This window comes from Streptomyces sp. NPDC002018 (assembly GCF_042890865.1).
Lineage (GTDB): Bacteria > Actinomycetota > Actinomycetes > Streptomycetales > Streptomycetaceae > Streptomyces.
The window spans coordinates 204,078-226,465 of record NZ_JBIASO010000010.1 but is presented as its reverse complement, the minus strand read 5'-3'; the positions used below and the strand labels follow the sequence as shown (position 1 = coordinate 226,465).

At 71.3% G+C, this 22,388-nt stretch carries 19 protein-coding genes; 18 read left to right on the top strand and 1 reads right to left on the bottom strand.

Annotated elements, in window-relative coordinates:
- Positions 1-69 precede the first annotated feature (69 nt).
- Entirely contained in the window at positions 70-666 is a 597-nt protein-coding gene (locus ACFYYH_RS19135; RefSeq protein WP_388552060.1) for a TetR/AcrR family transcriptional regulator, read from the bottom strand.
- A 196-nt stretch (positions 667-862) separates the two neighbouring features.
- Here ACFYYH_RS19135 and ACFYYH_RS19130 point away from each other — a divergent pair, with 196 nt between their 5' ends.
- The 18 genes from ACFYYH_RS19130 to ACFYYH_RS19045 all read left to right on the top strand — a co-directional run bounded on the left by ACFYYH_RS19130 (position 863) and on the right by ACFYYH_RS19045 (position 22,230).
- Positions 863-1,327, top strand: a complete 465-nt coding sequence (locus ACFYYH_RS19130; protein ID WP_388552058.1) for a nuclear transport factor 2 family protein — start codon at positions 863-865, stop codon at positions 1,325-1,327.
- A 455-nt stretch (positions 1,328-1,782) separates the two neighbouring features.
- A complete protein-coding gene (locus tag ACFYYH_RS19125; protein WP_388552056.1) occupies positions 1,783-3,993 on the top strand; it encodes a SpoIIE family protein phosphatase in 2,211 nt (736 codons plus the stop codon).
- Positions 3,994-4,643: 650 nt separating this feature from the next.
- On the top strand, positions 4,644-6,062 hold the full coding sequence (locus ACFYYH_RS19120; protein ID WP_388552055.1) for a sensor histidine kinase: 1,419 nt from the start codon (positions 4,644-4,646) through the stop codon (positions 6,060-6,062).
- Positions 6,059-6,484 carry a roadblock/LC7 domain-containing protein gene (locus ACFYYH_RS19115; RefSeq protein WP_388552053.1) on the top strand — a complete coding sequence of 142 codons (426 nt, stop codon included), beginning with the start codon at positions 6,059-6,061 and terminating at the stop codon, positions 6,482-6,484. Before ACFYYH_RS19120 ends, ACFYYH_RS19115 begins: the two co-directional genes overlap by 4 nt.
- Positions 6,481-6,861 (top strand): DUF742 domain-containing protein, encoded by a 381-nt coding sequence (locus tag ACFYYH_RS19110; RefSeq protein ID WP_388552051.1) that lies wholly within the window; start codon positions 6,481-6,483, stop codon positions 6,859-6,861. The genes ACFYYH_RS19115 and ACFYYH_RS19110 overlap by 4 nt, the downstream gene beginning before the upstream one ends.
- On the top strand, positions 6,833-7,459 hold the full coding sequence (locus ACFYYH_RS19105; protein ID WP_388552049.1) for an ATP/GTP-binding protein: 627 nt from the start codon (positions 6,833-6,835) through the stop codon (positions 7,457-7,459). The genes ACFYYH_RS19110 and ACFYYH_RS19105 overlap by 29 nt, the downstream gene beginning before the upstream one ends.
- A complete protein-coding gene (locus ACFYYH_RS19100) occupies positions 7,456-8,748 on the top strand; it encodes a cytochrome P450 (protein WP_388552047.1) in 1,293 nt (430 codons plus the stop codon). The genes ACFYYH_RS19105 and ACFYYH_RS19100 overlap by 4 nt, the downstream gene beginning before the upstream one ends.
- Positions 8,749-8,916: 168 nt before the next feature.
- On the top strand, positions 8,917-9,999 hold the full coding sequence (locus ACFYYH_RS19095; RefSeq protein ID WP_388552046.1) for a polyprenyl synthetase family protein: 1,083 nt from the start codon (positions 8,917-8,919) through the stop codon (positions 9,997-9,999).
- A gap of 48 nt (positions 10,000-10,047) precedes the next feature.
- Positions 10,048-11,649: a prenyltransferase/squalene oxidase repeat-containing protein gene (locus ACFYYH_RS19090; protein WP_388552044.1), complete on the top strand. Its 1,602-nt coding sequence runs from the start codon at positions 10,048-10,050 to the stop codon at positions 11,647-11,649.
- Positions 11,650-11,707: 58 nt separating this feature from the next.
- The gene (locus ACFYYH_RS19085) at positions 11,708-13,069 is read left to right on the top strand and encodes a cytochrome P450 (RefSeq protein WP_388552042.1); all 1,362 of its coding nucleotides are present in this window, start codon (positions 11,708-11,710) and stop codon (positions 13,067-13,069) included.
- Positions 13,066-14,040: a terpene synthase family protein gene (locus tag ACFYYH_RS19080; RefSeq protein WP_388552040.1), complete on the top strand. Its 975-nt coding sequence runs from the start codon at positions 13,066-13,068 to the stop codon at positions 14,038-14,040. The genes ACFYYH_RS19085 and ACFYYH_RS19080 overlap by 4 nt, the downstream gene beginning before the upstream one ends.
- Before the next feature lie 269 nt (positions 14,041-14,309).
- The gene (locus ACFYYH_RS19075; protein WP_388552038.1) at positions 14,310-16,211 is read left to right on the top strand and encodes an ATP-binding cassette domain-containing protein; all 1,902 of its coding nucleotides are present in this window, start codon (positions 14,310-14,312) and stop codon (positions 16,209-16,211) included.
- A 651-nt stretch (positions 16,212-16,862) separates the two neighbouring features.
- Positions 16,863-17,132: an acyl carrier protein gene (locus ACFYYH_RS19070; RefSeq protein ID WP_388552036.1), complete on the top strand. Its 270-nt coding sequence runs from the start codon at positions 16,863-16,865 to the stop codon at positions 17,130-17,132.
- 178 nt (positions 17,133-17,310) lie between these two features.
- Entirely contained in the window at positions 17,311-18,096 is a 786-nt protein-coding gene (locus tag ACFYYH_RS19065; protein ID WP_388552034.1) for an SDR family NAD(P)-dependent oxidoreductase, read from the top strand.
- Positions 18,097-18,253: 157 nt separating this feature from the next.
- On the top strand, positions 18,254-19,213 hold the full coding sequence (locus tag ACFYYH_RS19060; RefSeq protein ID WP_388552032.1) for an aromatase/cyclase: 960 nt from the start codon (positions 18,254-18,256) through the stop codon (positions 19,211-19,213).
- A 71-nt stretch (positions 19,214-19,284) separates the two neighbouring features.
- Entirely contained in the window at positions 19,285-20,151 is an 867-nt protein-coding gene (locus ACFYYH_RS19055; protein WP_388552030.1) for a 4'-phosphopantetheinyl transferase family protein, read from the top strand.
- A 92-nt stretch (positions 20,152-20,243) separates the two neighbouring features.
- The gene (locus ACFYYH_RS19050; protein WP_388552027.1) at positions 20,244-21,824 is read left to right on the top strand and encodes an acyl-CoA carboxylase subunit beta; all 1,581 of its coding nucleotides are present in this window, start codon (positions 20,244-20,246) and stop codon (positions 21,822-21,824) included.
- A 58-nt stretch (positions 21,825-21,882) separates the two neighbouring features.
- On the top strand, positions 21,883-22,230 hold the full coding sequence (locus tag ACFYYH_RS19045; RefSeq protein ID WP_388552026.1) for an acyl-CoA carboxylase epsilon subunit: 348 nt from the start codon (positions 21,883-21,885) through the stop codon (positions 22,228-22,230).
- The last annotated feature ends 158 nt before the right edge of the window (positions 22,231-22,388 follow it).

Below are 22,388 nucleotides of genomic sequence, written 5' to 3'. Positions count from 1 at the left end.
TGGTATCCGCCCGCGTCGTCCGAGCTGACCGGCCGTACCGTCGCGGGGCGCGGTCGCGACGCGCTCTCGTCAGCTCCACCAGACGGGAGCGGAGGCGGTGACGGCGTCGACCAGGTCGTCCCGGGTGAGCGTGTCGTCCGCGAGCCACGCCTTGATGGCGCCCGCGAAGCCGTGGGACACGAACTGCGCCGCGATCCGGCGGCCGGTCCTGGGTGTGGCGGGATGGGTGGAGGAATCGATGAAAGCCAGGCTGTACTCGGTGAAGTGGCCGGTCAGCGCCTCGTAGACGCCGCGGTCGGCCGGATCGTCGAGTGCCTGACGATAGACGTCGCCGAACCGGAGCACATGGTCGGCGATATCGCCCGTGGCCAGCCGCAGAGTCGTCTCCGCCGGGGCGCCGCCCGCCCGGCGGTCGTCGTCCACACGACGCGCGGCGTCCAGGTCTCTGCGCAGCACCTGGATCAGCACGTCCAGCGGGGTGCCGAAGCGGTTGTAGAAGGTGGCACGGCTGACGCCGGCCCTGTCGGCAAGCTCCGAGACGGTGATCCGCGAGGCGGGACGTTCGGAAGCGAGCGCCACCACGGCGGTCTCCAGGGCATGGGCGGTGCGGGCGATCCTGGGGTCCACCGTGGTCCACTCCTCCGTACCCGCGCCGAGGGAGGTCATGATCCCACGCCCCGGGGGAGGTCCGCGGGCCGACCGCGCGGGGCGCCGCGGAGAGGTGGCCAGGAGCCCGGCGTTTCGGTATCGCGCGGGACGCGGCTAAGATATTTGACAGGTGTCAAAGAGATAGCAGCCCAGAGGGTGCTGGTGAGCATGTCCCGGGCCCACCCGTCGAACGCGCGAGAAACAAGGAACCAGCATGAGTGTCCGGACCGCCCTCTCCCCGCAAGAAGCCGCCGACCGTCTCGCCATCCGTGAACTCGTCGACGCCTACGCGCACTGCGCGGACCGCAGGGACGCCGAGGGGCAGATGGCCCTGTTCACCGCCGACACGCACTTCGTCGTCTTCCTGGACAGCCGGTCGGCGGAACCGTCACAGGAACTGCGCGGCCGGGAGGCGCTCGCCCCGGTCTTCGAGAATCTGAACACCTACGAGAGCACCACGCACTTCAACGGCCAGAGCACGGTGACGCTCGAAGGGGACCGGGCGACGGGTGAGTCGTACTGCCTGGCGCATCATCTGTTCACCACCGAGGGCCGGCGCATGCTCATGACCGCCTCCATTCGCTATCTCGACGTGTTCACCAAGCGGGACGGCGCATGGCTCTTCGCCGAGCGGACACTCATGGTCGACTGGACCGAGACCCGCCCGTCGGCGGCCTGAACGGGCCCGCCGTGCCGCGAGCGGCATGACCGGCCCGCGTCCGCCGGGGCATTCCACGGGGCGGGTGTCGCGGCAGGCGTGGGAACGGGCGCGCCCGCCGACCCGGAGACGGGACGACCGGGAATCGCGCACGATCGCACGGAGGATCTCTTCGCGGTTGCGGATCTCCCGAGGTCACGGGGGCCCGGGGGTTTCGCGGGAGCGGGGGCGTCGCACCGTGGTCGCGCGGCCTCGCCGTCCGTGACGAGGGCCCGCCGGGCCCCCGCTCGCCGGGCTCCGTCCCGTCGGCCTCTTCCTCCGGACCGCCCGGCGATCCGGGCGAAACGGCCTGCCGCCGGGATGTCGCTACCCCATTTGGGGGGCTATTGTCCACATATGTACGCTGCTCGATGTGGTCGGCTCGCTCTCTCTCCGGTGGAACCGGTGAGAGACGCGTGCCGCCCGTCGGTGCGCACATGGCCGAAGCCGGCCGTCCGGCGCGACCGGACGGCCGTCGCGCCGAGCCTCCACGGCCGGTGGCGCTCCCGTCGCTCCGTGTCACCCGGGACGGCCTGAGCGTGGGGGAGTGCGGAGCCCCCACCGCGGCGGAGGTGGATCACGTCCTGGCGGAGACGGTACGGGCCACCGGCGCGCATATCGGCGCCGTGTATCTCCTGGTGCCGGAGGACGAGGTACTGCGCATGATCGCGGTGACCGGTGTCTCCCGCAACGTGGCCATGCCATGGTCCCGGGTGGCGCTGGCCGCGCCGGTCCCGGTGGCCGAGGCGGCGCGCGAGCGCCGGCCGGTATGGGTGGCCACCCATACCGAGCTGGCCCATCGCTTTCCGCGTACGGCGCTCGCGCTGCCCTACAACGTCGCCATGAGTGTCGTGCCCCTGATGTCCGGATCCACCTGCTGGGGCGCGGTGCTCCAGTTGTGGCCCGGTACGCACGCTCCCGAGCTCTCCCCCGGGGAAGCGCGGGCGATCGAGGAGTGCCGCCGCCGGATCAGCCGCCTCCTGCGGCTGGCGGCGGACGCCGGGCGCCCGGTGGTGCCCGGGGAACTGCGCACGGTGAGTCCGCCGCCCACCCGGCACGAACAGCCGGGAGCCGAGCTCACCGAGCGTTTTCCCGAAGGCGTGTGTGCCCTGGACCTCGACGGCCGTATCACCTTCCTCAACGCCAAGGCCGCCGACATGCTCGGTGCGGGCCACCAATGCCTGCTGGGGGCCCGGCTCTGGGAAGCGCTGCCCTGGCTGAGCGACCCGATCTACGAGAATTCCTATCTCGCGGCGCTGTTCAGCCGGCTCCCCACCTCCTTCATCGCACTCCGGCCCGCCGACTACTGGATGGTCTTCACCCTCTATCCCGACGCCACCGGCATCAGCGTCCGCATCACGCCCACCGGGGCCCCCTCGGAGGACCACGAGCCGTTCCTGACCCCGCCGGCCGCGGCGCAGGCGCGCCCGGGGGCCCTCTTCCATCTGCTTCATCTGTCCTCGGCCCTCACCGAGGCCGTCGGGGTCAAGGACGTGGCCGAGGCGGTCACCAACCAGATCATGCCCGTCATCAATGTCCAGGGGCTGGCAGTGATCACCGCCGACGAGGGAAGACTCCAGGTCATCGGCGCCCGCGGCTTCCCGGAGGGCGTCCCGGAGCACTTCGACGGCCAGCCCCTGACCGCGGAGGGCGCCAGCCTGCGGGCCATCCGTACCGGCGTTCCCGGGTTCTACGCGAACACCGACGAACTCCGGCGCACGTACCCGCGTATCGATCTGTACACGAAGATGGCCGCTTTCGCGTATCTGCCGCTGTTCGCCTCCGGCCGGACGTTCGGCTGCTGTGTCCTGGGCTACGACCAGCCGCACCCCTTCTCGCCGGACGAGCGCGCCGGTCTCACCTCACTGGCCGGAGTGATCGCGCAGGCGCTGGAGCGGGCCCGTCTCTACGACACCGAGAACCAGATCGCGCGAGGTCTCCAGGCCGCGCTGCTGCCGCACAACCTGCCGCGGATTCCCGGCCTCGAAGTCGCCGCCCGCTATCTTCCCGCGACCCGCGGCATGGACATCGGCGGCGACTTCTACGACCTCATCCGCCTGGACGACACCTCGGCCGCCGCCGTCATCGGTGACGTACAGGGCCACAATGTGAACGCCGCCGCCCTCATGGGCCAGGTCCGCACCGCCGTCCACACCCACGCCAGCGCGGGCGCCCCTCCCGGCGAGGTGCTCGCACGCACCAACCGCCTGCTGATCGACCTGAGTTCCAATCTGTTCACGAGCTGCCTCTACGCCCATCTCGACCTGCGGTCCCACCGGGTCTGTCTCGCGTCCGCCGGCCACCCCCCACCGGTGCTGTGCCATCCCGACGGCCGTACGGAGATCCTGGACGTACCGGCCGGACTCCTCCTCGGCATCGAGCCGGAGTCCGAGTACCGGACCGCCGATGTCCCGCTGCCCCCCGGCGCCGCCCTCGCCCTCTACACCGACGGCCTCGTCGAAGTGCCCGGCACCGATCTGGACGTGGCCATCGACGAACTCGCCGCCCAGCTCGCGGAGGCAGACCCGCAGCCGCTGGACGCGCTCGCGAGGACTCTTGTCCGCCGCGCCGGGCAGGCCCGGCAGTCCGCCCGGGGCAGCGACGACATCGCCCTCCTGCTCATGAGACTGGCGAAACACGACGCCTGACGGCAACGGCCCGGCGCTCCCGTCGACCCGGACCGGGCACCGGCGGCGGGAGGCCGGGCCGCTTCCCGGGAGGCCGGCCCGCTCCCGGAGGACGGCGCTCCGGTTCCACCGCCGAGGGCGCGGCTTCATCACCTCTCCTGCTCCCTTTCACCACAACTTCGGTCTCCGATGTCGAGTACCTGGTCACAAGAGCGCACCCATGCTGCACAGGCTGATCAACTCCCCTAAACTGACCAGGCTTTGACGCGCGACCTCACCACGTCACGACAGGGCTCGACAGCGCAAGCACCAGCCGTCGGCCGTCTGTCCTCAATGGAGCTCTGATGATCCTGATCGCCTGTGATCGACAGTCGGCCCGGTCCAGCACCCCTGTGGGAGCGCGTCAGTTGTCAGAGCGGTGACGCGGACGGATCCGACGCGGTGGGCCAGGGCCGTCATCACGCCGTTCCCCGGCCGTGAGGTCCCCTCCACCACGTCACTTCTCCGCCCTTCGCCGCGTCTTCACCCATCCATGGCGCTGCCGCGTCGCGTCCCCTGTTCCGCCGGCTCTCCGGCAGCTCCCCGGCAGACGGACACCCACCCCCGCCGGGGCGGGTGACCCGTCAGCGGTACCCGGAGCGCCGACCCCAACCCCTAGGACCCGTCCTCCAGTGACCTCACTCTCAGAACCCGCCCTCGCGCTCGGCGCCCTGGCTTTCGCCCTAGCCGTCGTCGCACTGCTGCTGGCGCGTTCACGCCGTACACATATGCGCCGCGGCAAGGCACTCGCCGCGGACAAGCAGGCCGCGGACTCCCGCGCGACAGCCGCCACCGTGCTCTCCCAGTCCGCGGAGTCCCGCGTGAGGAACGCGGAGTCCCGCAGGGAGGACGCGGAGAACCGCGAGGCCGAGTTCCGCGAAGAAGTACGTCATCTCACCACCGCACGGCTTCCTGCCCTCGCGCTGAACCTGATCAGCTCCCACCATCCCGTCCCGGGACCGCTGCGTGAGAACCACGCGGAGTCCGAAGGCGCGGAACTCCTCGACTCCCTGCTGGAGCAGGTCTCCGGCATCGTCCTCAAGGAGCGCCGCCGTGTGGACGCCGCGGCGCGGGCGGCCCTGCGCGGCACGAGCCAGGACTCGCAGGCCCTGTCGTACCGTCTCCAGACGGAGATCGAGGCCCTCCAGCACGAGTTCAGCGCGCCCCGCAGCCTGACCAACAGGCTGCTCGCGGCGGACCACCTCAACGAGCAGAATCTGCGGCTCATCCAGAGGACCGCCATCGTCTGCGGCGCCTGGCCGGGACATGTCCGCAAGGACACCTATGTGGCCGAGATCGTCAGCGGCGCCTCCTCCCGGCTGCGCGGCTTCGACCGCATCAAGATCAGCTCCCGGCTCCGTGTCGCCGGTGTCGGCATCGTGGGACGCGCCGCCGAGCCCGTCGCCGTGGCCTGCGCCGAGCTGATGGCCAACGCCCTGGAGCACTCCCGTGACGACCTCGCGGTGGATGTCAGTCTGATCCAGACCGAGAACGGCACCGTCTGCATCACGATCGACGACGCGGGAAAGGGCATGACGGCGGAGGCACTCGCCCGCGGTGTACGCCTGACCTCGGCCGAACAGCCGGATGTGATGCTGACCGAGCTCGGCGACCCGCCCTCCCAGGGTTTCGCCGCCATCGGCCGCCTGGTCGCCGACTACGGCTTCCGCGTGTCCATCGACAATCCGTCTCCCTACGGCGGGGTGCGCGCTGTGGTGTCCATTCCCCCGAACCTGCTGACCTCGATCGACGAGGAGGCCGAGCCCCCGTCGGCCATGGCACCCCTGCCCGCCCTCGCGCCCAAGGTCCACAAGCGGCCCTCCCTCGCCGCGGAGGACGACGCGCCCGCGCGTACCCCGGCGCCGACGGGATCGGCCGCCGCCTCGCAACTGCCCCAGCGTCGCCGCCGTGCCTCCGCGGTGACCGCCAGCCAGAGCGCGGATGCCACACCCCGTGACCTGGACCCGGAGCGCGTCCGTGACAAATGGAGCGACTTCCAGGAAGGCTTCAACAGCGCCCGTACCGGCACCGATCCGAAGGAAACACTGTGACCACGCGCAATACCCACGACGAGACCGACGCCTGGATCCTGACCCCGCTCATCGAGATCAGGGGCGTCCGGCACGCGCTGACCATGACCCTCGACGGGATGGTCCAGACCCGGTCCGCGGATCTCACGGTCGACGAGGCGGACGGTATCGCCGCCATGACCTCCGCGCTGCACGCCGCCTCTCGTGCCGCCGCCATCACAGCGCTGAGGGCCGCGGAGGGCACGCCCATCGAGATGGTCACCGTGAATATCGCCCAGGGCATCTACATGGTCATGCCGGCCGGTGAGAACACCCTGATCGCCACCGCGGGCGACGACGCGATGCCCATGGGCGTGGTCGCCAACACGATGGCCCGCCAGGCGATGAAGCTCGGGGAGCAGCTCATGTCCGTCTCCCCCCGTACCAGCGACGGCGCGCCGTGAGCCGCGGCCAGGAACAGCGACGGCTGCTTCCGGCCTATCTGGCCACCGGAAGCAGCGACGCCTCCCTGCCCGGCACCGTCGACACGTTGACCGCCCTGCGTGCCAAGGGCCTTCCTCTCGCCTCGTACCACACGACGGCTCATCAGCGCGTCGTCGCGATCGTCACCGACGGATCCCTCACGCCCGTCGAGATAGCCGGTTACCTCGGCCTCCCGGTCAGCGTGTGTCTGGTGCTCGCGGAACAACTCGTCAGTGACGGCCTGTTACAAGCCAGCGTGCCGACCCCCGACGCTCTCGCCCCGTCGCGGGCCGGAGCGCCGTCGAAAGAACTCATGGAAGAGGTGCTGAGTGGACTCCAATCCCTCCTCGCCGCCTAGCCCGCGCCCGGTTTACCTGCCCGAGGGAAACCACCAGAGGGTCAAGCTCCTTGTCGCCGGCCCGCTCGGCGTCGGCAAGACAACGGCGATCAAGACGCTGTCGCAGATCCCCACCCTGCACACCGACGAGGTGATGACGGACGCCGCGGCCGGCACCGACGATCTCAGCCTCATCGGTCTGCGCAACAAGACCACCACCACGGTCGCCATCGACTTCGGCCGGCTGACCCTGCCCGGTGACCGGGTCGTGCTGTATCTCTACGGAACTCCCGGACAGCGGCGCTTCCTTCCCCTCTGGGAGGGCATCGCCACCGGAGCTCTGGGCGCGCTCGTCCTGGTCGACACCCGGCGGATGGACGAGTCCTTCGAGGTGATGGACCTCATCGAGGAGCGTGGTCTGCCGTACGCCGTCGGTGTCAACATCTTCCCCGACTCGCCCGACTACGATCTGAGCCTTCTCCGTTCGAAGCTCGATCTGGCACCGGACACCCCGCTGGTCACCTGTGACGCCCGCCAGAGGGAGAGCAGCCTCAAGGCGCTCATCGCCCTCACCGCCCATTCCATAGCCGCTGCCGGAGCCGGAGCCGTAGCCTCGTGACCCTCACCACACCCGCGGCGCCCGTGCCCCTGTACGGGACCGATCACGCCGCCAACCCCCAGCACAGCTATGAACTGCTCCGCAGGCAGGGGCCCGTCGGCGCCGCCGAGATCGCCCCCGGTGTCGTGGTCAACCTGGTCACCGACTACCGCGCCGCGCTCGACCTCCTCCAGGACGCCGAGACCTGGACCAAGGACACCCGGGGCTGGCTGCCCCAGGTGCCCGAGGACAGCCCGATCAGGCTTCTCGTGCAGTGGCGGCCCAGCCTCCTCTTCGCCGACGGGGAGACCCACGCGCATCTGCGCAAGGTCATCACCGACAGCTTCGGTCTCCTCGACCCGCACGACGTACGCCTCGTGACGTTCCGTTATGCCGACACACTCCTCCAGGAGTTCGCCGACGCCGGAACGGTCGACCTGGTCAGCCAGTACGCCCAGCGGATCCCCCTGATGGTCTTCAACGCCCTGTTCGGGATGGCGGACGAGTACGGCCCCACACTGGTGTGGGCCCTCTCGGCGATGATGGACACCGATCCGGAGAAGAAGGCGGAGGGCGCGCAGGCGTTCGGCACGTATCTGGAGACCCTCTACCGGACCAAGGCCGTCCAGCGCGGACACGACCTGACCTCCTGGTTCATCGACCACCCCAACGGGCTGGACCAGGAGGAGGCCGTCAACCAGGTCCTCATCACCCTCGGCGCGGGGAACGAGCCGACGGCCAACCTCATCGCGAACACCTGTGTGCGCATGCTGAGTGACGACCGGTACTTCGGCACCCTCACCACCGGCAGTCTGCCCGTGCAGCACGCGATCGACGACGCCCTGTGGAACGACTCGCCGCTGGCGAACTACAGCTTCCACTTCCCCAAGAAGGACATCACCTTCCACGGCACCCACTATCCCGCCGGCTCACCTTTCATGGTGTCGTACGCCGCCGCCAACACCTGCCCCCACACGGGCGTACCGTCCGACGGCTACCGCTCGGGCACCAAGGCGCATCTGGCCTTCGCGGCCGGTCCCCACGCCTGCCCCGGCCGTGACCTGGCCCTGCTGATCGCCACCGCCGCGATCGAACGGCTCGTCAGCTACCTGCCGGACATCCAGCTCGCCGTACCCGCCGACGAGCTGACCTACAGCCCCGGGGCCGTCCACCGGACACTGACCGCGCTTCCCGCCCGGTTCACCCCGCTGACCCCCGACGCCGACGGAGCGACCCCCTGGAGCCGGGACCCCTCCCGCCCCAGGACGGACGCGTCATCCTCCCTGAAGGCAGGCGCCCCCCAGGCGTAGGAGCCGTCTTTTCAGCCTGCCGTGCCATCGTGCCGCGGTGGTGGCGCCACCCACGGGAACGGGGCCGGAACCACCGCGGCACCCGGGGGCTACCGTGTCCCCGGCCCCGTCCTCTGCCCGAACAGAACCGCCATGACGGTTCTCGACCGAAAAGGGGATCAACCACCGATGACTGACACGCTTCCGGGCACGGGTCTGCTGGGCCTCTCCTCCTTGCGGCACCAGGTGGGCGAGGCTCTGACCGGATTCCTGGACTCCAAGGACCAGGCCGCTCCGGGTGCGGAGCTGCGGTATCTGACCGGCACTCTCCGCGGGCTCCTCGCCGGCGGGAAACGGCTGCGGGCCCTGCTGTGCGTGACCGGGTGGCAGGCGGCCGGCGCGACCGGCGATGTGACGGCCGCCATCCACGCGGCCGCCAGTCTGGAGCTCTTCCAGGTGTTCGCCCTGGTCCACGACGATGTGATGGACGACAGCGATGTCCGCCGCGGGCAGCCGTCCGCCCATCGCGCGCTCGCCCTCGCGTACACCGCCGACGGCGGCCCGCACGCCAGGGCCCAGGCCCACGGACTGGGAGCGGCCGTCCTCCTGGGGGACCTGGCCCTGGTGTGGTCGGACGAGCTGCTCCACACGGCCGCGCTCGCCCCGGGCCGGCTGGCCCAGGTGCAGCCCCTGGTGGCCGCGATGCGCAGTGAGATCATGTACGGGCAGCTCCTGGACCTGCGGACCACCGGCCGGCTCTCCGACGATGTCGAAGGAGCACTCCGTGTCGTCCGGTACAAGACCGCCAAGTACACCGTCGAACGGCCCCTGCACATAGGGGCGGCCCTGGCCGGAGCCACGCAGCCCGTGCTCGACGCGTGCAGCGCCTTCGGCATACCGCTGGGAGAAGCGTTTCAGCTGCGTGATGACCTGCTCGGCGTGTTCGGTGATCCCGCCGAGACGGGCAAGTCGGTCCTGGACGACCTGCGCGAGGGCAAATCCACCGTACTGATGGCCCTCGCCGTCCAGCGCGCCTCTCCCGCCGAACTGGACACCCTGCGCGCCCTGGTCGGCCGGAGCGACCTGAGCGAGGCCCAGGCCGCCCAGGTCCGCTCGATCCTGCACTCCACCGGCGCCCGGCAGACCGTGGAGGAAATGATCACCACACGGCACGACGCCGCCCTCGCCGCCCTGGACAGAGCCCCCTTTCCGGCAGCCGCCGTCGTCCGCCTGCGCCAGATCGCGCGGGCCGCGACGGCCAGACAGACATGACGACCCGTCAGAACACCAGCCATCGCAACCGTGAGGTGGAAGAAGTCCTTGAGCGACACGGCCGTGAGCACGACGTACTCCGAACTGGCCGCACAACTGGTGGCCAGGACCGACCAGGACGAGTGGGGCAGCGTCCGCCCCTCCCTCTACGAGACGGCCCGGGTCATCTCCGCGGCGCCCTGGCTGCCCGGTGAACCGCGCCGCGTCACCTACCTGCTGGAAGAGCAGGCGCCCGACGGCAGTTGGGGCGAGGGGCCTGAACCGTACCGGCTCCTGCCGACACTCAGCGCGGTGGAGGCCGCGCTGGCGGTCCTGCGGCGGGGCACCACGACCGCCGAGGTCACCGGCCGGCTCGCGGGAGCGGTGAACCGCGGGCTCGCCGCGCTGCGCACCCTTCCGGCGGCCGGACCGTGGCCCGACACGGCCGCGGCCGAGATCCTCGTCCCCGGCCTCGTCGCCAGGATCAACGAGCAGGCGGAGCTGGCGGCCACCGACGGGACACCCGGTCTCGGGGAGTGGCACCCCGGGCCGCGGGCGAGGGTCCCCGGCGGCTACCACGAGGCGACGCCCGCCCATGTGGCGCGACGGTACGGGTCAGCCGGCAGCCTGCCCGTCAAGTTCCATCACACGTTCGAGGGCCTGGCCGACCACATACCCGAGGCGCTCGTGGCCGAGGTGCCCGGCCTCCTCGGCAGTTCGCCGGCCGCCACCGCCGCCCGCGCGGCGGCCTCACGGGCCCCCGGCGCCACCGCGCGCGCCATCGCGGATCTCGAACCTGTCGCGGAGCGCTACGGGGGTCTCTTCCCCGAGGCGGCCCCGGTCCTCGTCTTCGAACGGCTGTGGGTCGCCGCCGCGCTCTCCCGAGCCCAGCTCCCCGCCGCCACCCTGCCCACCCTGCGGAAGTGGGCCGAGCGGCTCTACGATCCCCGGGGAGTGCGCGGCGCGCCCGGCCTCATGACGGACGCCGACGACACCGCCATGGCCGTGCTGGTGGCCTCGCTCGTCGGCCGCCCGCGCGATCCCGCGCCGCTCGACCTGTTCCACAACGGCAGCCACTACGACTGCTACATCGGCGAGGACACCGGATCGGTGACCGCGAACGCCCACGCCCTCCAGGCCCTGGACAGCTATCTGCGGCAGCACCCCGGGGCACGGCACACCTACGGCCCCCGGGCGGACAAGCTGTGCGACTGGCTGGTCGGCGTACAGCGGCCCGACGGACAGTGGCCCGACAAGTGGCACGCCTCCCCCTACTACGCCACCGAGCGCTGCGTGACCGCGCTCGCCGGGTACGGAGCCGGCCACACGTCCGCGGCCGTCGACGCCGCCGCCGCGTGGACGCTGGAGACACAGCGCGACGACGGATCCTGGGGCGTGTGGGACGGCACCGTCGAGGAGACCGCGTACGCCGTGAAGATCCTGCTGGCCGCCGCCACCCGCACGGGACACCCGCTCCCCACGGGGCGGCCACACTCCGCCCGCGCCCTGGACCGCGCTCTGGAGCGCGCCGCGGCGTATCTGGAGGCCGCGTGGGGCCCCGGCCACCGGCACCCCGCCCTGTGGCACGACAAGACCCTGTACGCGCCCGCCGCGATGATCGAGGCGGAGGTCCTCGCCGTGCGGGAGATGCTGCGCACCCGTCACCCCTGAGCCACCACCCCGCCCCACGCCCACCCGAGAACCGACCAGACGCGACAAGGACAGACACGTGACTGCCGACCTCCACGTTCCGCCGATCGCCCCGCGGCGGGTACCGCTCATCGGACACGCCCTCCCCCTGCTCAGGAACCGCCTGGAGTACGTCCAGCGCCTGCGCGCCCACGGGCCCGTCGTCCGCCTCACCGTCGGCCCGAAGTCCATCACCGTGATCAACTCGCACGAGCTGCTCCAGGAGATGCTGACCAGCAAGTCCGACCACTTCAACAAGGGTCTGCTCTTCGACAAGCTCAAGATCTTCGGTGGGGACCCCCTGCCGGTCGCGGAGGGGAAGAAGCACCTGAACCGGCGCCGCATGATGCAGCCGGCCCTCCACCGCAAGCAGGTCGCGGGCTACATCACGACCATGCGGGACACCGCGGAGCCCTCCGTCTCGGCCTGGCGCCACCAGGAGACCCTCGACGTGAGCAACGAGATGCAGCTCATGGCCCAGGGCGTCGTCATGGCCGCGCTGTTCTCCTCGACCCCGGAGCGCGGCCCCGCACAGGCGATCCTCAACGGAGTCGACACCGTCTTCAAGGCCGCCCTCCGGCACGCCATGGTGCCCATCTCCGCGCTGGAACGGCTGCCGACCCGCGGCAACCGCAGGGCCTGGGCCGCCAACACCGTGCTGAGCGACGCCATCAAGGCCATCATCGCCGACCACCGGGCCCACCCCGACGCCTACGAGGACCTGGTCTCGCTGCTCCTGACCGTCGAGGACGAGAACGGCGCGACACTGACCGACCAGGAGGTGATCGCGGAGGTCACCGCGCTGCTCGCCGCCGGCTCCGAGACCACCGCGGTCACCCTCGCCTGGCTCTTCCACGAACTGGGCCGCAACCCCGGCCTGGAGCGCAGGCTGCACGAGGAGGTCGACACCGTGCTCGCCGGGGAGCCGCTCACCGCGAGCCATATTCCCCAACTTACCTTCACCCGCAGACTCATCGACGAGACCCTGCGCCTGCACAACCCCGCGTGGATCCTGACGAGGCGGACCATCTCACCCGTGCGACTCGGGCAGTTCAGCCTGGAGCGGGACACCGATGTGATGTGGAGCCCCTACGCGATGCACAGGGATCCGGAGCTGTTCCCCGATCCGCTGCGCTTCGACCCGGACCGCTGGCTCCCCGAGCGCCCCCAGCCGCCGAGGGGGGCCTTCATGCCGTTCGGGACCGGCAAACGGATGTGCATCGGCGATCAGTTCTCGGTGACCGAGGCCGTCGTCATCACGGCGCTCGTCGCGTCACGCTGGCGGCTGCGGCCCACCCCGGGGGCCACCGTCCGGCCCGTACCCGCGATCACCGTGCACCCCTCGTCCCTCGACATGATCGCCGAGTCCAGAGGGCACGTGGCGGCGGGGAGCGTGGCATGAGCGATTCCGGCCGCACCGGCCCGTGGCCCCCCGCCACCCTGCCGATGCCCGACCTCCTGGGCTCCTTCCCCGGCCCCTTCCCGGCCAGCCCCCACGCCGATGACATCGAGCGGCAGACCGCCGCCTGGCTCGACGACTTCCCGCTGATCGGCTCGCCCGGCGCACGGAAGGCCCTCTGCAACATCACGGGCCAGGGGATGGCCCTGACCTTCCCGACGGCCGGCCGGGACGCGCTCTTCCTCTCCGCCGACCTCCTCCTGTGGCTGGCCGCGTTCGACGACACGTACGGCGAGGCCGAGGGGGCCCGGGACCCGGCCCGGCTGACGCGCCGGATCAGCGAGTGCGTACACCTCCTCGCCGGACACGACGGCCCGCCGCGCGCGCCCGGTGTCTTCGGCGCCGCTCTGCACGACCTCCTGACGCGGTTCGCGGAACGGTCCACGCCCACCCAGTACCTGCGGCTCACCGCGCATCTGCGGGACAACCTCTTCGGCATCCTCTGGGAGGCGCATCACCTCGGCAGACCCGACCACGTCACCCTGGACGACTACCGCGCGATGCGCCCGCACACCGTCTTCGTACGGACCGTCATGGCGATCGCCGGCATCACCCTCGGATACGAACTGACCGAGCGACAGCGGTCCTCCGCCGCCGTCCGGGAACTGGAGGCGGCCGTCGCCGACCTCGCGGGCTGGATCAACGACCTCGCCTCGTACGGGAAGGAGGCGGCCGCCGACGGCCCGGCCCCCCTCGGCCTGCCCACCCTTCTGATGCGGCAGCACGCGTGCGGCCTCGAAGAGGCGTTCCGGCTGGCCTCCCGCATGTGCGAGGAACGGGCCGCCGTGGCCGGCCTGCGCATCACCGAACTGACCACCACCGGCGGCGGCCCGCTCAGCGCTCACGCCCAGGCGGTCGGATCCCTCGCGTCCTCCTACGTCTGGCACATCGAACACTCCCGCTACCAGGCCTGATCACCCGGCGCCGGAGGGCCTGTCCGCGCGGGCCCTCCGGCGGTGGCGAACCCCTTCCGCCACAGGGGCATCGGCCTCGGCGTTTCGGCCATCCGCGTGCCCGGGGCCTTCCCGCGCGCCCCAAGGCCGGACGCACTCCCCACCACGCACGGCTCGTGCTCCTCCGCGGAATCCGCTCCGTCTCAAATACGTGTGTTCGATATCGCTGCCCGTGTCGTTGACCCCGGTGACACCGAACGGATGCCGACGACCGAGCAGGAGATACGCAGTTGACCTCAGCCGATACCCAGGACACGCACGCCGTGACCCCGCCGCCGCTCCCGCCACCGCCGCCGCCCGCCGAGATCACCTACACGGGTGAGTACTCCGTGAACCCGCTGGGCGAGGTCTCCTTCCGCACACTGTGCGCGCAGCTCCCCTCGGTCCTGCGCCGTATCGCCAGGATGTCCTGGGAGATCGACCGCCGGGCCGTCCTGCTGCTCCTGCTCTGCCAACTCGTCACCGGTGTGGCCGCCGCGGTGCTGCTGACCGCCACGGCCGGTGCCATGCGTCCGATCCTCGCGGGCGGCGCCGTCACCGACCGGCTGCACGAGGCTCTGCCGGCCCTGCTGGTCGTGGCCGGTGCCTCCGCTCTCACCCGGGGCGCGTCCGCCGTGGCCATGTACGCCGAACGGCGGATCACCCCCAGGCTCACGACCGTCACGGACACCGCCCTGGTCGAGGCGGTCTGCCGCGTCGAGGCGGCGGCCTACGCGGTGGACGGGTTCGCCGACCGGCAGGAGGCCGCGGAGATGGGGGTGATCCGTACGCACGTGATGGTCACCGACGCCCAGCGCTTCCTGTCGGCCCTGGTCAGGATGGTCACCGCCGCCGGTGTCCTCTCCGTCCTGAACGTGCTGATGCTGCCGCTCCTCCTCCTCGCCGTACTCCCGGCCGGCGTCGGGGCCGTGCTCACCGCCCGGATCGACTACGAGATCCACTACGCGAACATCGCCGACCGCAATGTGCGGGGCATGATGCGATGGTGGTCGACGACGCCCAAGTACGGCGACGAGGTCCGCGCCAACGGGATGACGGACTACCTGCTGTACTGGTACCGCTCCCTGTCGGAGCGGGTCGACCGGCGCACCCTCGCCGCCGCCCCGCGGACCCTGCGCATCGCCTTGGTGTCGTCGCTCGCCGGCGGGGCCTTCCTCGTGGCCACCTGGGTGGCACTGGCCTGGCTGGCCGTGACGGGCCGGGTCGCGCTCGCCGTCGCGGCCACGGCGGTCGTCGCCGTCCAGACCACCCTGGCCGCACTGTCCCAGGTCATCATGAACGGCGCCGCGGTGTTCCACACGAGCCTCTATCTGAGCGATATGCAGGCGTTCCTCGACGACGCCGGCGATCGGGCGTCCCGGCGCGGGGAACGGACCGTGGGCGCCCCCGTGGAGGAGATCCGGCTGGAGGACGTCACCTACCGCTACCCGGGCAAGAACAAGCCGGCCGTCAACGGTGTCTCCCTGACCCTGCGGCGGGGGGAGATCCTCGCGGTCGTCGGGGTGAACGGTTCGGGCAAGTCGACGCTCACCCGCCTGATCACCGGTATCTACCTGGCCGACAAGGGCCGCGTGACCTGGAACGGCACGGATCTCGCCGCCGTCGACCCGGCCACCGTCTGGGCCCGCACCGGACTGGTGCCGCAGATCTTCGCCCAATGGCCGCTGCGGGTGCGCGAGAACGTGACGCTGGGCCAGCCCAGAACCTTCGACGACGGGCCGGTGTGGAAAGCCGTCGACGCGGTCGGCATGCGGGAAGCCGTCGAGGAGCTGCCGGACGGCCTCGACACCCTCCTGGCGAAGGAGGTGTTCGGCGGGGCGGAGCTGTCCGGAGGACAGTGGCAGCGCCTGGCCTGCTCCCGGGCCCTGTACCGGCGCCCGGCGCTGCTGATCCTGGACGAGCCCACCTCGCAGATGGACCCACGGGGCGAGCACCGGATCTTCGAGGAGATCAAGGCCATCGCGGCGGACCGCATCACGATCGTCGTGACACACCGCCTGGAGAACACGAGGATCGCCGACCACATCGTGGTCATGGAACAGGGCCGCATCACCGAACAGGGCGGGTACGACGACCTCGTCCACGCGGGCGGCACGTTCGCCGAACTCCTGGAGCTCTCGCAGGACCGGTGACCGGGGGCGGCCCGGCTCTCAGGCCTCCAGTCGCGGGAGCACCTCGCTCGCGACGAGTTCCCGCTGGTCGAGGTCGGAGAAGCCGATCAGTCGGGTTCGTGCTCTCCACCGCCTGCGGGGTTCCGACCGGACCGTCCCCGGCCGGCTCGCGGGTACGGGAGCGGATGTCCACGCCGCTGCTGGTCGCCGCGTGCCGGGCCGGCGGTTTCACACGTTCCTGACGTGTGCCTTGCGTATCCGGGACGCAGCGGACACGCGCTTGGAGAACCTGACGCAACCCTTGAACCGACGCTGTTGAAAGGGCGGCCTCGGCCGAAGAAGCTGGAGACCAGAATCCGGTGCGGTGTGTTCGGGGGCTCTTCGGCCGTGACGCCGGAGGCCGTTGCCGGTGTGTTCGCCCCGCGTGTTCGCCCCGCGCCCGGCGCCGGTCACCGCGCGCCGGTCACCGCGCCGGTCACCGCGCCGATGACCGAGCCGGGCATCGCGCCGGGCATGCGCGCCCAGGACCATGACCGGCCGGCCGTCGGTCCTCGACCGGTCCGGCCCGCCCCCCGTACCGCGCCCGCGGCCGACCGTCCCCCGCGACGGCCGCGGGCGCTCTGTTCGCCCGTGCCCCGTTCGGACGCACGGCAGCCTAGGAAGGGATTGATCGTGTCCAAGCAGGAGTTCACCATCGAGGACCTCAAGCGCATCCTCCTGGAGGGGGCCGGTGCGGACGAGGGCGTCGACCTCAACGGCGACATCCTCGACACCGACCTGGAGGAGCTGGGCTACGAGTCGCTGGCGCTGCTGGAGACCGGTGGCCGGATCGAGCGCGAGTACGGGATCACCCTCGACGACGACGTGATCACCGACAACCGCACGCCGCGCGCCCTGATAGCGGCGGTCAACGCGAGCATCCAGGCCCTCGTCGACGCCTGAGTTCCTTCCCCTCGGGGTCTTCCCGGACCGCCCTCTTCCCGGACCTCCTCGGGTTTCCCGGGGTTCGCCGGGCTTCCTCGGGGTTCCCCCTCGGCCGTTTCCGGCGGGGCCGCCGCACCGACGCGGCGGCCCCGCCGCGCCGTATCAGCCATCTCTTCTTGATTGGGAGACCAGACACATGTCGGATCAGGACAAGCGCGTCGCCGTCGTCACCGGTGCGACCAGCGGCATCGGGCTGGCCGTCGCCCGCCTGCTCGCCGCCCGGAACCACCGGGTGTTCATCGGCGCGCGCAGCGAGGAGAACGTCGCCGCGACCGTCAAGCAGCTCGTGGACGAGGGCCTGGAGGCCGACGGCGGTGTGGTGGACGTCCGCAGCGACGCCAGTGTGACGGCGTGGATCCAGGCCGCCGTGGACCGCTTCGGCACCATCGACGTCGTCGTCAACAACGCGGGCCGGTCCGGTGGCGGTGTCACCGCCGACATCGACGCGGAGCTGTGGCACGACGTCATCGACACGAACCTCAACTCGGTGTTCCGCGTCACCAAGGAGGCACTGAACACCGGCGGTCTACGGGCCAAGAGCCGCGGCCGCATCATCAACATCGCCTCCACCGCCGGCAAGCAGGGCGTGGTGCTGGGCGCCCCCTACTCCGCGTCCAAGCACGGGGTGGTCGGCTTCACCAAGGCGCTGGGCAACGAGCTGGCGCCGACCGGCATCACCGTCAACGCCGTATGCCCGGGGTACGTCGAGACCCCGATGGCGCAGCGGGTGCGGCAGGGGTACGCCGCCGCCTACAACGCCACCGAGGACGCGATCCTCGAAAAGTTCCAGGCGAAGATCCCGCTCGGCCGCTACTCCACACCGGAGGAGGTCGCCGGACTCGTCGGTTATCTGGCGTCGGACACCGCGGGCTCCATCACCTCCCAGGCCCTCAACGTCTGCGGTGGCCTGGGCAACTTCTGAGCCGGGCCGATCGCACCACCGAGCGCGGCCGGACGCGGCTGGACACGGCCGGACACGGCCGGACATGGCCGAACCGGACCGAACCAGATCGAACCAGTGCGCAACCGAAACCGACGAACCTCACCGGACCGAACCGAGACCCCCAAGGAGTCCGAGCATGTCGCAGCCCGGCCCGCGCGAAGTGGAGCACGAGATCACGATCTCCGCTCCGGCCGCCGCCGTCTACCGTCTGATCGCCGAGGTGCGCAACTGGCCCCGGATCTTCCCGCCGACCATCTATGTCGACCAGGTCGAGGAGCACGGCGACGAGGAGCGCATCCGGATCTGGGCCACCGCCAACGGCGAGGCCAAGAACTGGACCTCGCGCCGCACCCTGGACCCGGAGGGACTGCGGATCACCTTCCGCCAGGAGGTCCCCGCCTCCCCGGTCGCCGCCATGGGCGGCACCTGGATCATCGAGCCGCTCGGGGACTCCGAGTCCCGGGTCCGTCTCCTGCACGACTACCGGGCCGTGGACGACGACCCGGCGCATCTGGAGTGGATCGACCAGGCCGTCGACCGCAACTCCCGCTCGGAGCTGGCGGCCCTGAAGAGCAACGTCGAGAGGGCACACGCCGAGGACGGCCTGACGTTCTCCTTCGAGGACACCGTGCGGATCGACGGATCCGTCAAGGACGTCTACGACTTCGTCAACGAGGCCGACCGCTGGCACGAGCGACTCCCGCACGTCGCCACGGTGCGGCTGCGCGAAGACACTCCCGGCCTCCAGCAACTGGAGATGGACACACGGGCCAAGGACGGCTCGACCCACACCACCGTCTCGTACCGGGTGACCTTCCCGCACCACCGGATCGCCTACAAGCAGACCACGCTGCCGGCGCTGATGACCCTGCACACCGGGTACTGGACCTTCACCGAGCACGACCAGGGGGTGCTGGCCTCCTCCCAGCACACGGTCACCCTCAACACCGCGAACATCGCCCGTGTACTCGGTCCCGGGGCCACCGTCGAGGACGCCAAGGCGTATGTGCGCACGGCCCTGTCCACCAACAGCACGGCCACGCTGAACCACGCGAAGCGGTTCGCCGAGGAGCGCGCCGCCGGCCGGCAGCACTGACCGTGCCGCAGGAGCACAACGCCGAGTGTGCCCGGACGCGCCGGTGGCGGGTCCGTCCGGGCGCATTCGCGGTGTACGCGCCGCCGGCCGCGCCCGGCGCGCCGCCCGCCCGCCCGGTGTGCTCACCCACGACCCCGCCCCCCGTCGCCACCACCACGGTCCGTCTGCCAGGACCGGACGAGCCCTGCACCTTCACCGTCGCCCCGGACCGGGTCGACCTGTGGCTGATCCACGGGCCCACGGGGGCCGGTGCCGACGCCCTGGCCCTGGCCCGTACCGAACTGGACGACCGTGAACGCGCTCGGGCCGACGCCTTCGTCCGCCCCGCCGACGGACTGCTCTACACCGCCGCGCATGTGGCGCTGCGCCGGCTGATCGCGTGCTACACCACCGCGCGGCCCGAGGAGGTGCGGTTCGTGCGGGAGCCGTGCCCCGGCTGCGGGGAGGCACACGGCCGGCCGGCGGTCGCTCCGCTGCCCCCGCCGCTGCACTTCTCGCTCTCGCACAGCGGCTCCGTGGCCCTGGTCGGAGTGGCCGGCCGGCCCATCGGTGTCGATGTGCAGAAGCTGCCCCGTGCCGAGACCGTGGAGATCTGCTCCCGGGCCCTGCACCCGGACGAGCGGGCGGAGCTGGACGGGACACCGGCCGGAGAGGCGCGGCGGGAGCTGTTCGGCCGGATCTGGACACGGAAGGAGGCCTACCTCAAGGGGCTGGGGACGGGGCTGAGCCGCTCACCCGCCGAGGACTATCTGGGCACCGACACCGGCCGGCACCCGAGCGAGTGGACGGTGCTCGGCGTTCCCTGCCGCGCCACCCACGCCGCGTCGGCCGCCGTGCGGGGCACGCCCCCGGCCGTCGCGGAGGTGCGCCAGGTGCCCGGCGTGTGGCTGACGGGGAGCTGGCCGCCCGACGCCGCGGCCTGCTCCGGCCGCTCCTGATCCCGCCGCCCGCGCCCCGGTCTCCCGGACCGCTCGACCGCTCCGTCCGGGGCGCACCGCCGACCGACACACCGAACCATGGAGGCGCATCCATGACCACAGCACAGGACACGGCCGGGACGGCGGACACGATCCACCGCCGGGTCGACACACTCCACGAGCTCAAGGGAACGGCCCGCGAGGGTGACCCCGAGGCAACCCGGCGCCAGCACACCAAGGGCAAGCTGACCGCGTACGAACGGATCGCCCTGCTGCTCGACAAGGACTCCTTCACCGAGGTGGAGGGGTTGCGCCGGCACCGCGCGACCGGCTTCGGGCTGGAGGCGAGGAAGCCGCCCGGTGACGGGGTCGTCACCGGATGGGGCACCGTGCACGGCCGGACCGTGTTCGTCTACGCACACGACTTCCGCGTCTTCGGCGGCGCGCTCGGTGAGGCCCATGCCACGAAGATCCACAAGGTGATGGATCTGGCGGAGGCGGCGGGCGTCCCGCTGGTCTCCCTCAACGACGGGGCAGGCGCCCGTATCCAGGAGGGCGTCACCGCGCTCGCCGGGTACGGCGGCATCTTCCGGCGCAACACCCGCGCCTCGGGGGTGATCCCGCAGATCTCGGTGATGCTCGGGCCGTGTGCGGGCGGCGCGGCGTACTCACCGGCGCTCACCGACTTCGTGTTCATGGTCCGCGAGACCTCGCAGATGTTCATCACCGGCCCGGACGTCGTCAAGGCGGTGACGGGGGAGGAGATCACCCAGAACGGTCTCGGCGGCGCCGATGTGCACGCGGCCACCTCGGGCGTCGCTCACTTCGCGTACGACTCCGAGGAGGAGTGCATCGAGGACGTACGTCATCTGCTGTCGCTGCTGCCCTCGAACAACCGCGAGCTGGCTCCGTCGGAGCGGCCCGGGGACCCGGCCGAGCGGCTGAACGACCGGCTGCTGGACCTCGTCCCGCTGGAGGCCGGGCAGGCGTACGACATCCGCGCGGTGATCGAGGAGATCGTCGACGACGGCGACCACTTCGAGGTGCACTCCGCCTGGGCACCGAACCTGGTGTGCTCGCTGGCCCGGCTGAACGGGCACGTGGTCGGCATCGTCGCGAACAATCCGTCGGCGTTCGCGGGCGTGCTGGACATCGAGGCGTCCGAGAAGGGCGCCCGGTTCGTGCAGTTCTGCGACGCGTTCAACATCCCGCTGGTGACGCTGGTGGATGTGCCGGGCTTTCTGCCGGGGGTGGACCAGGAGCACAACGGCATCATCCGGCGGGGCGCGAAGCTGCTGTACGCGTACTGCAACGCGACCGTGCCCCGTATCTCGCTGGTGCTGCGCAAGGCGTACGGCGGCGCGTACATCGTGATGGACTCCCGGTCGATCGGCGCGGATCTCGCCCTGGCCTGGCCGACCAACGAGATCGCGGTCATGGGCGCGGACGGCGCGGCGAACGTCGTGTTCCGCCGGGAGATCAACGCCGCCGACGACCCCGAGGCGGTCCGGGCGCAGCGGGTTGCGGAGTACAAGGAGCAGCTCATGCACCCGTACTACGCGGCCGAGCGGGGACTGGTCGACGACGTCATCGACCCCAGGGCGACCCGCTCCGTGCTCATCCGGTCGCTGGAGATGCTGCGGGCCAAACACGCCGACCTGCCCGCGCGCAAGCACGGCAACCCCCCGCAGTGAGTGCCCGTCAGGCACCGGTCCGCCGCGCGCGGTCCGGTGGCGAGAAGGAGGGACGGGCGTGACGCCCACGAGGCCCACTGTGCCCACGACGCCCACTGTGCCCACGACGCCCACGGCGCCCACGGCGCCCATGACGAGTGCGGCGACCACGGCGAGCGCGGCACCCATGACGAGCGCGGCCGGCGCGCCACAGGTGATCCGTGTGCTGAAGGGCCGCCCCGAGGCCGAGGAACTGGCCGCGCTGACGGCCGTCGTCCTGGCCCGCGCGGCGGCGGCCGAGGCCGAGCACACCGGCACGGCGAACGGAGGGCCGGCGTCGGCGGGCTGGCGCCGACCGGAGCGGGTCCGGGGGTTCCTCGGCCCGCGCACCTGGCGGGGCGACACCGCCGCCGCGCCGGGCGCCTGAGCCGGGCGCGACTCCCCGCCCCGTACGGCGCGTTCGCCGCCCGGTCCCCGCCCACTTCGCCATCCCCTCTCCTTCTCTTCTCCGCCTCCTCTTCTCCGCCTCCCCTTCTCTGTTTCCGCTTCTTCGTTCCCCTCTGCTTTCCGGTTTCTCTCTCCCAC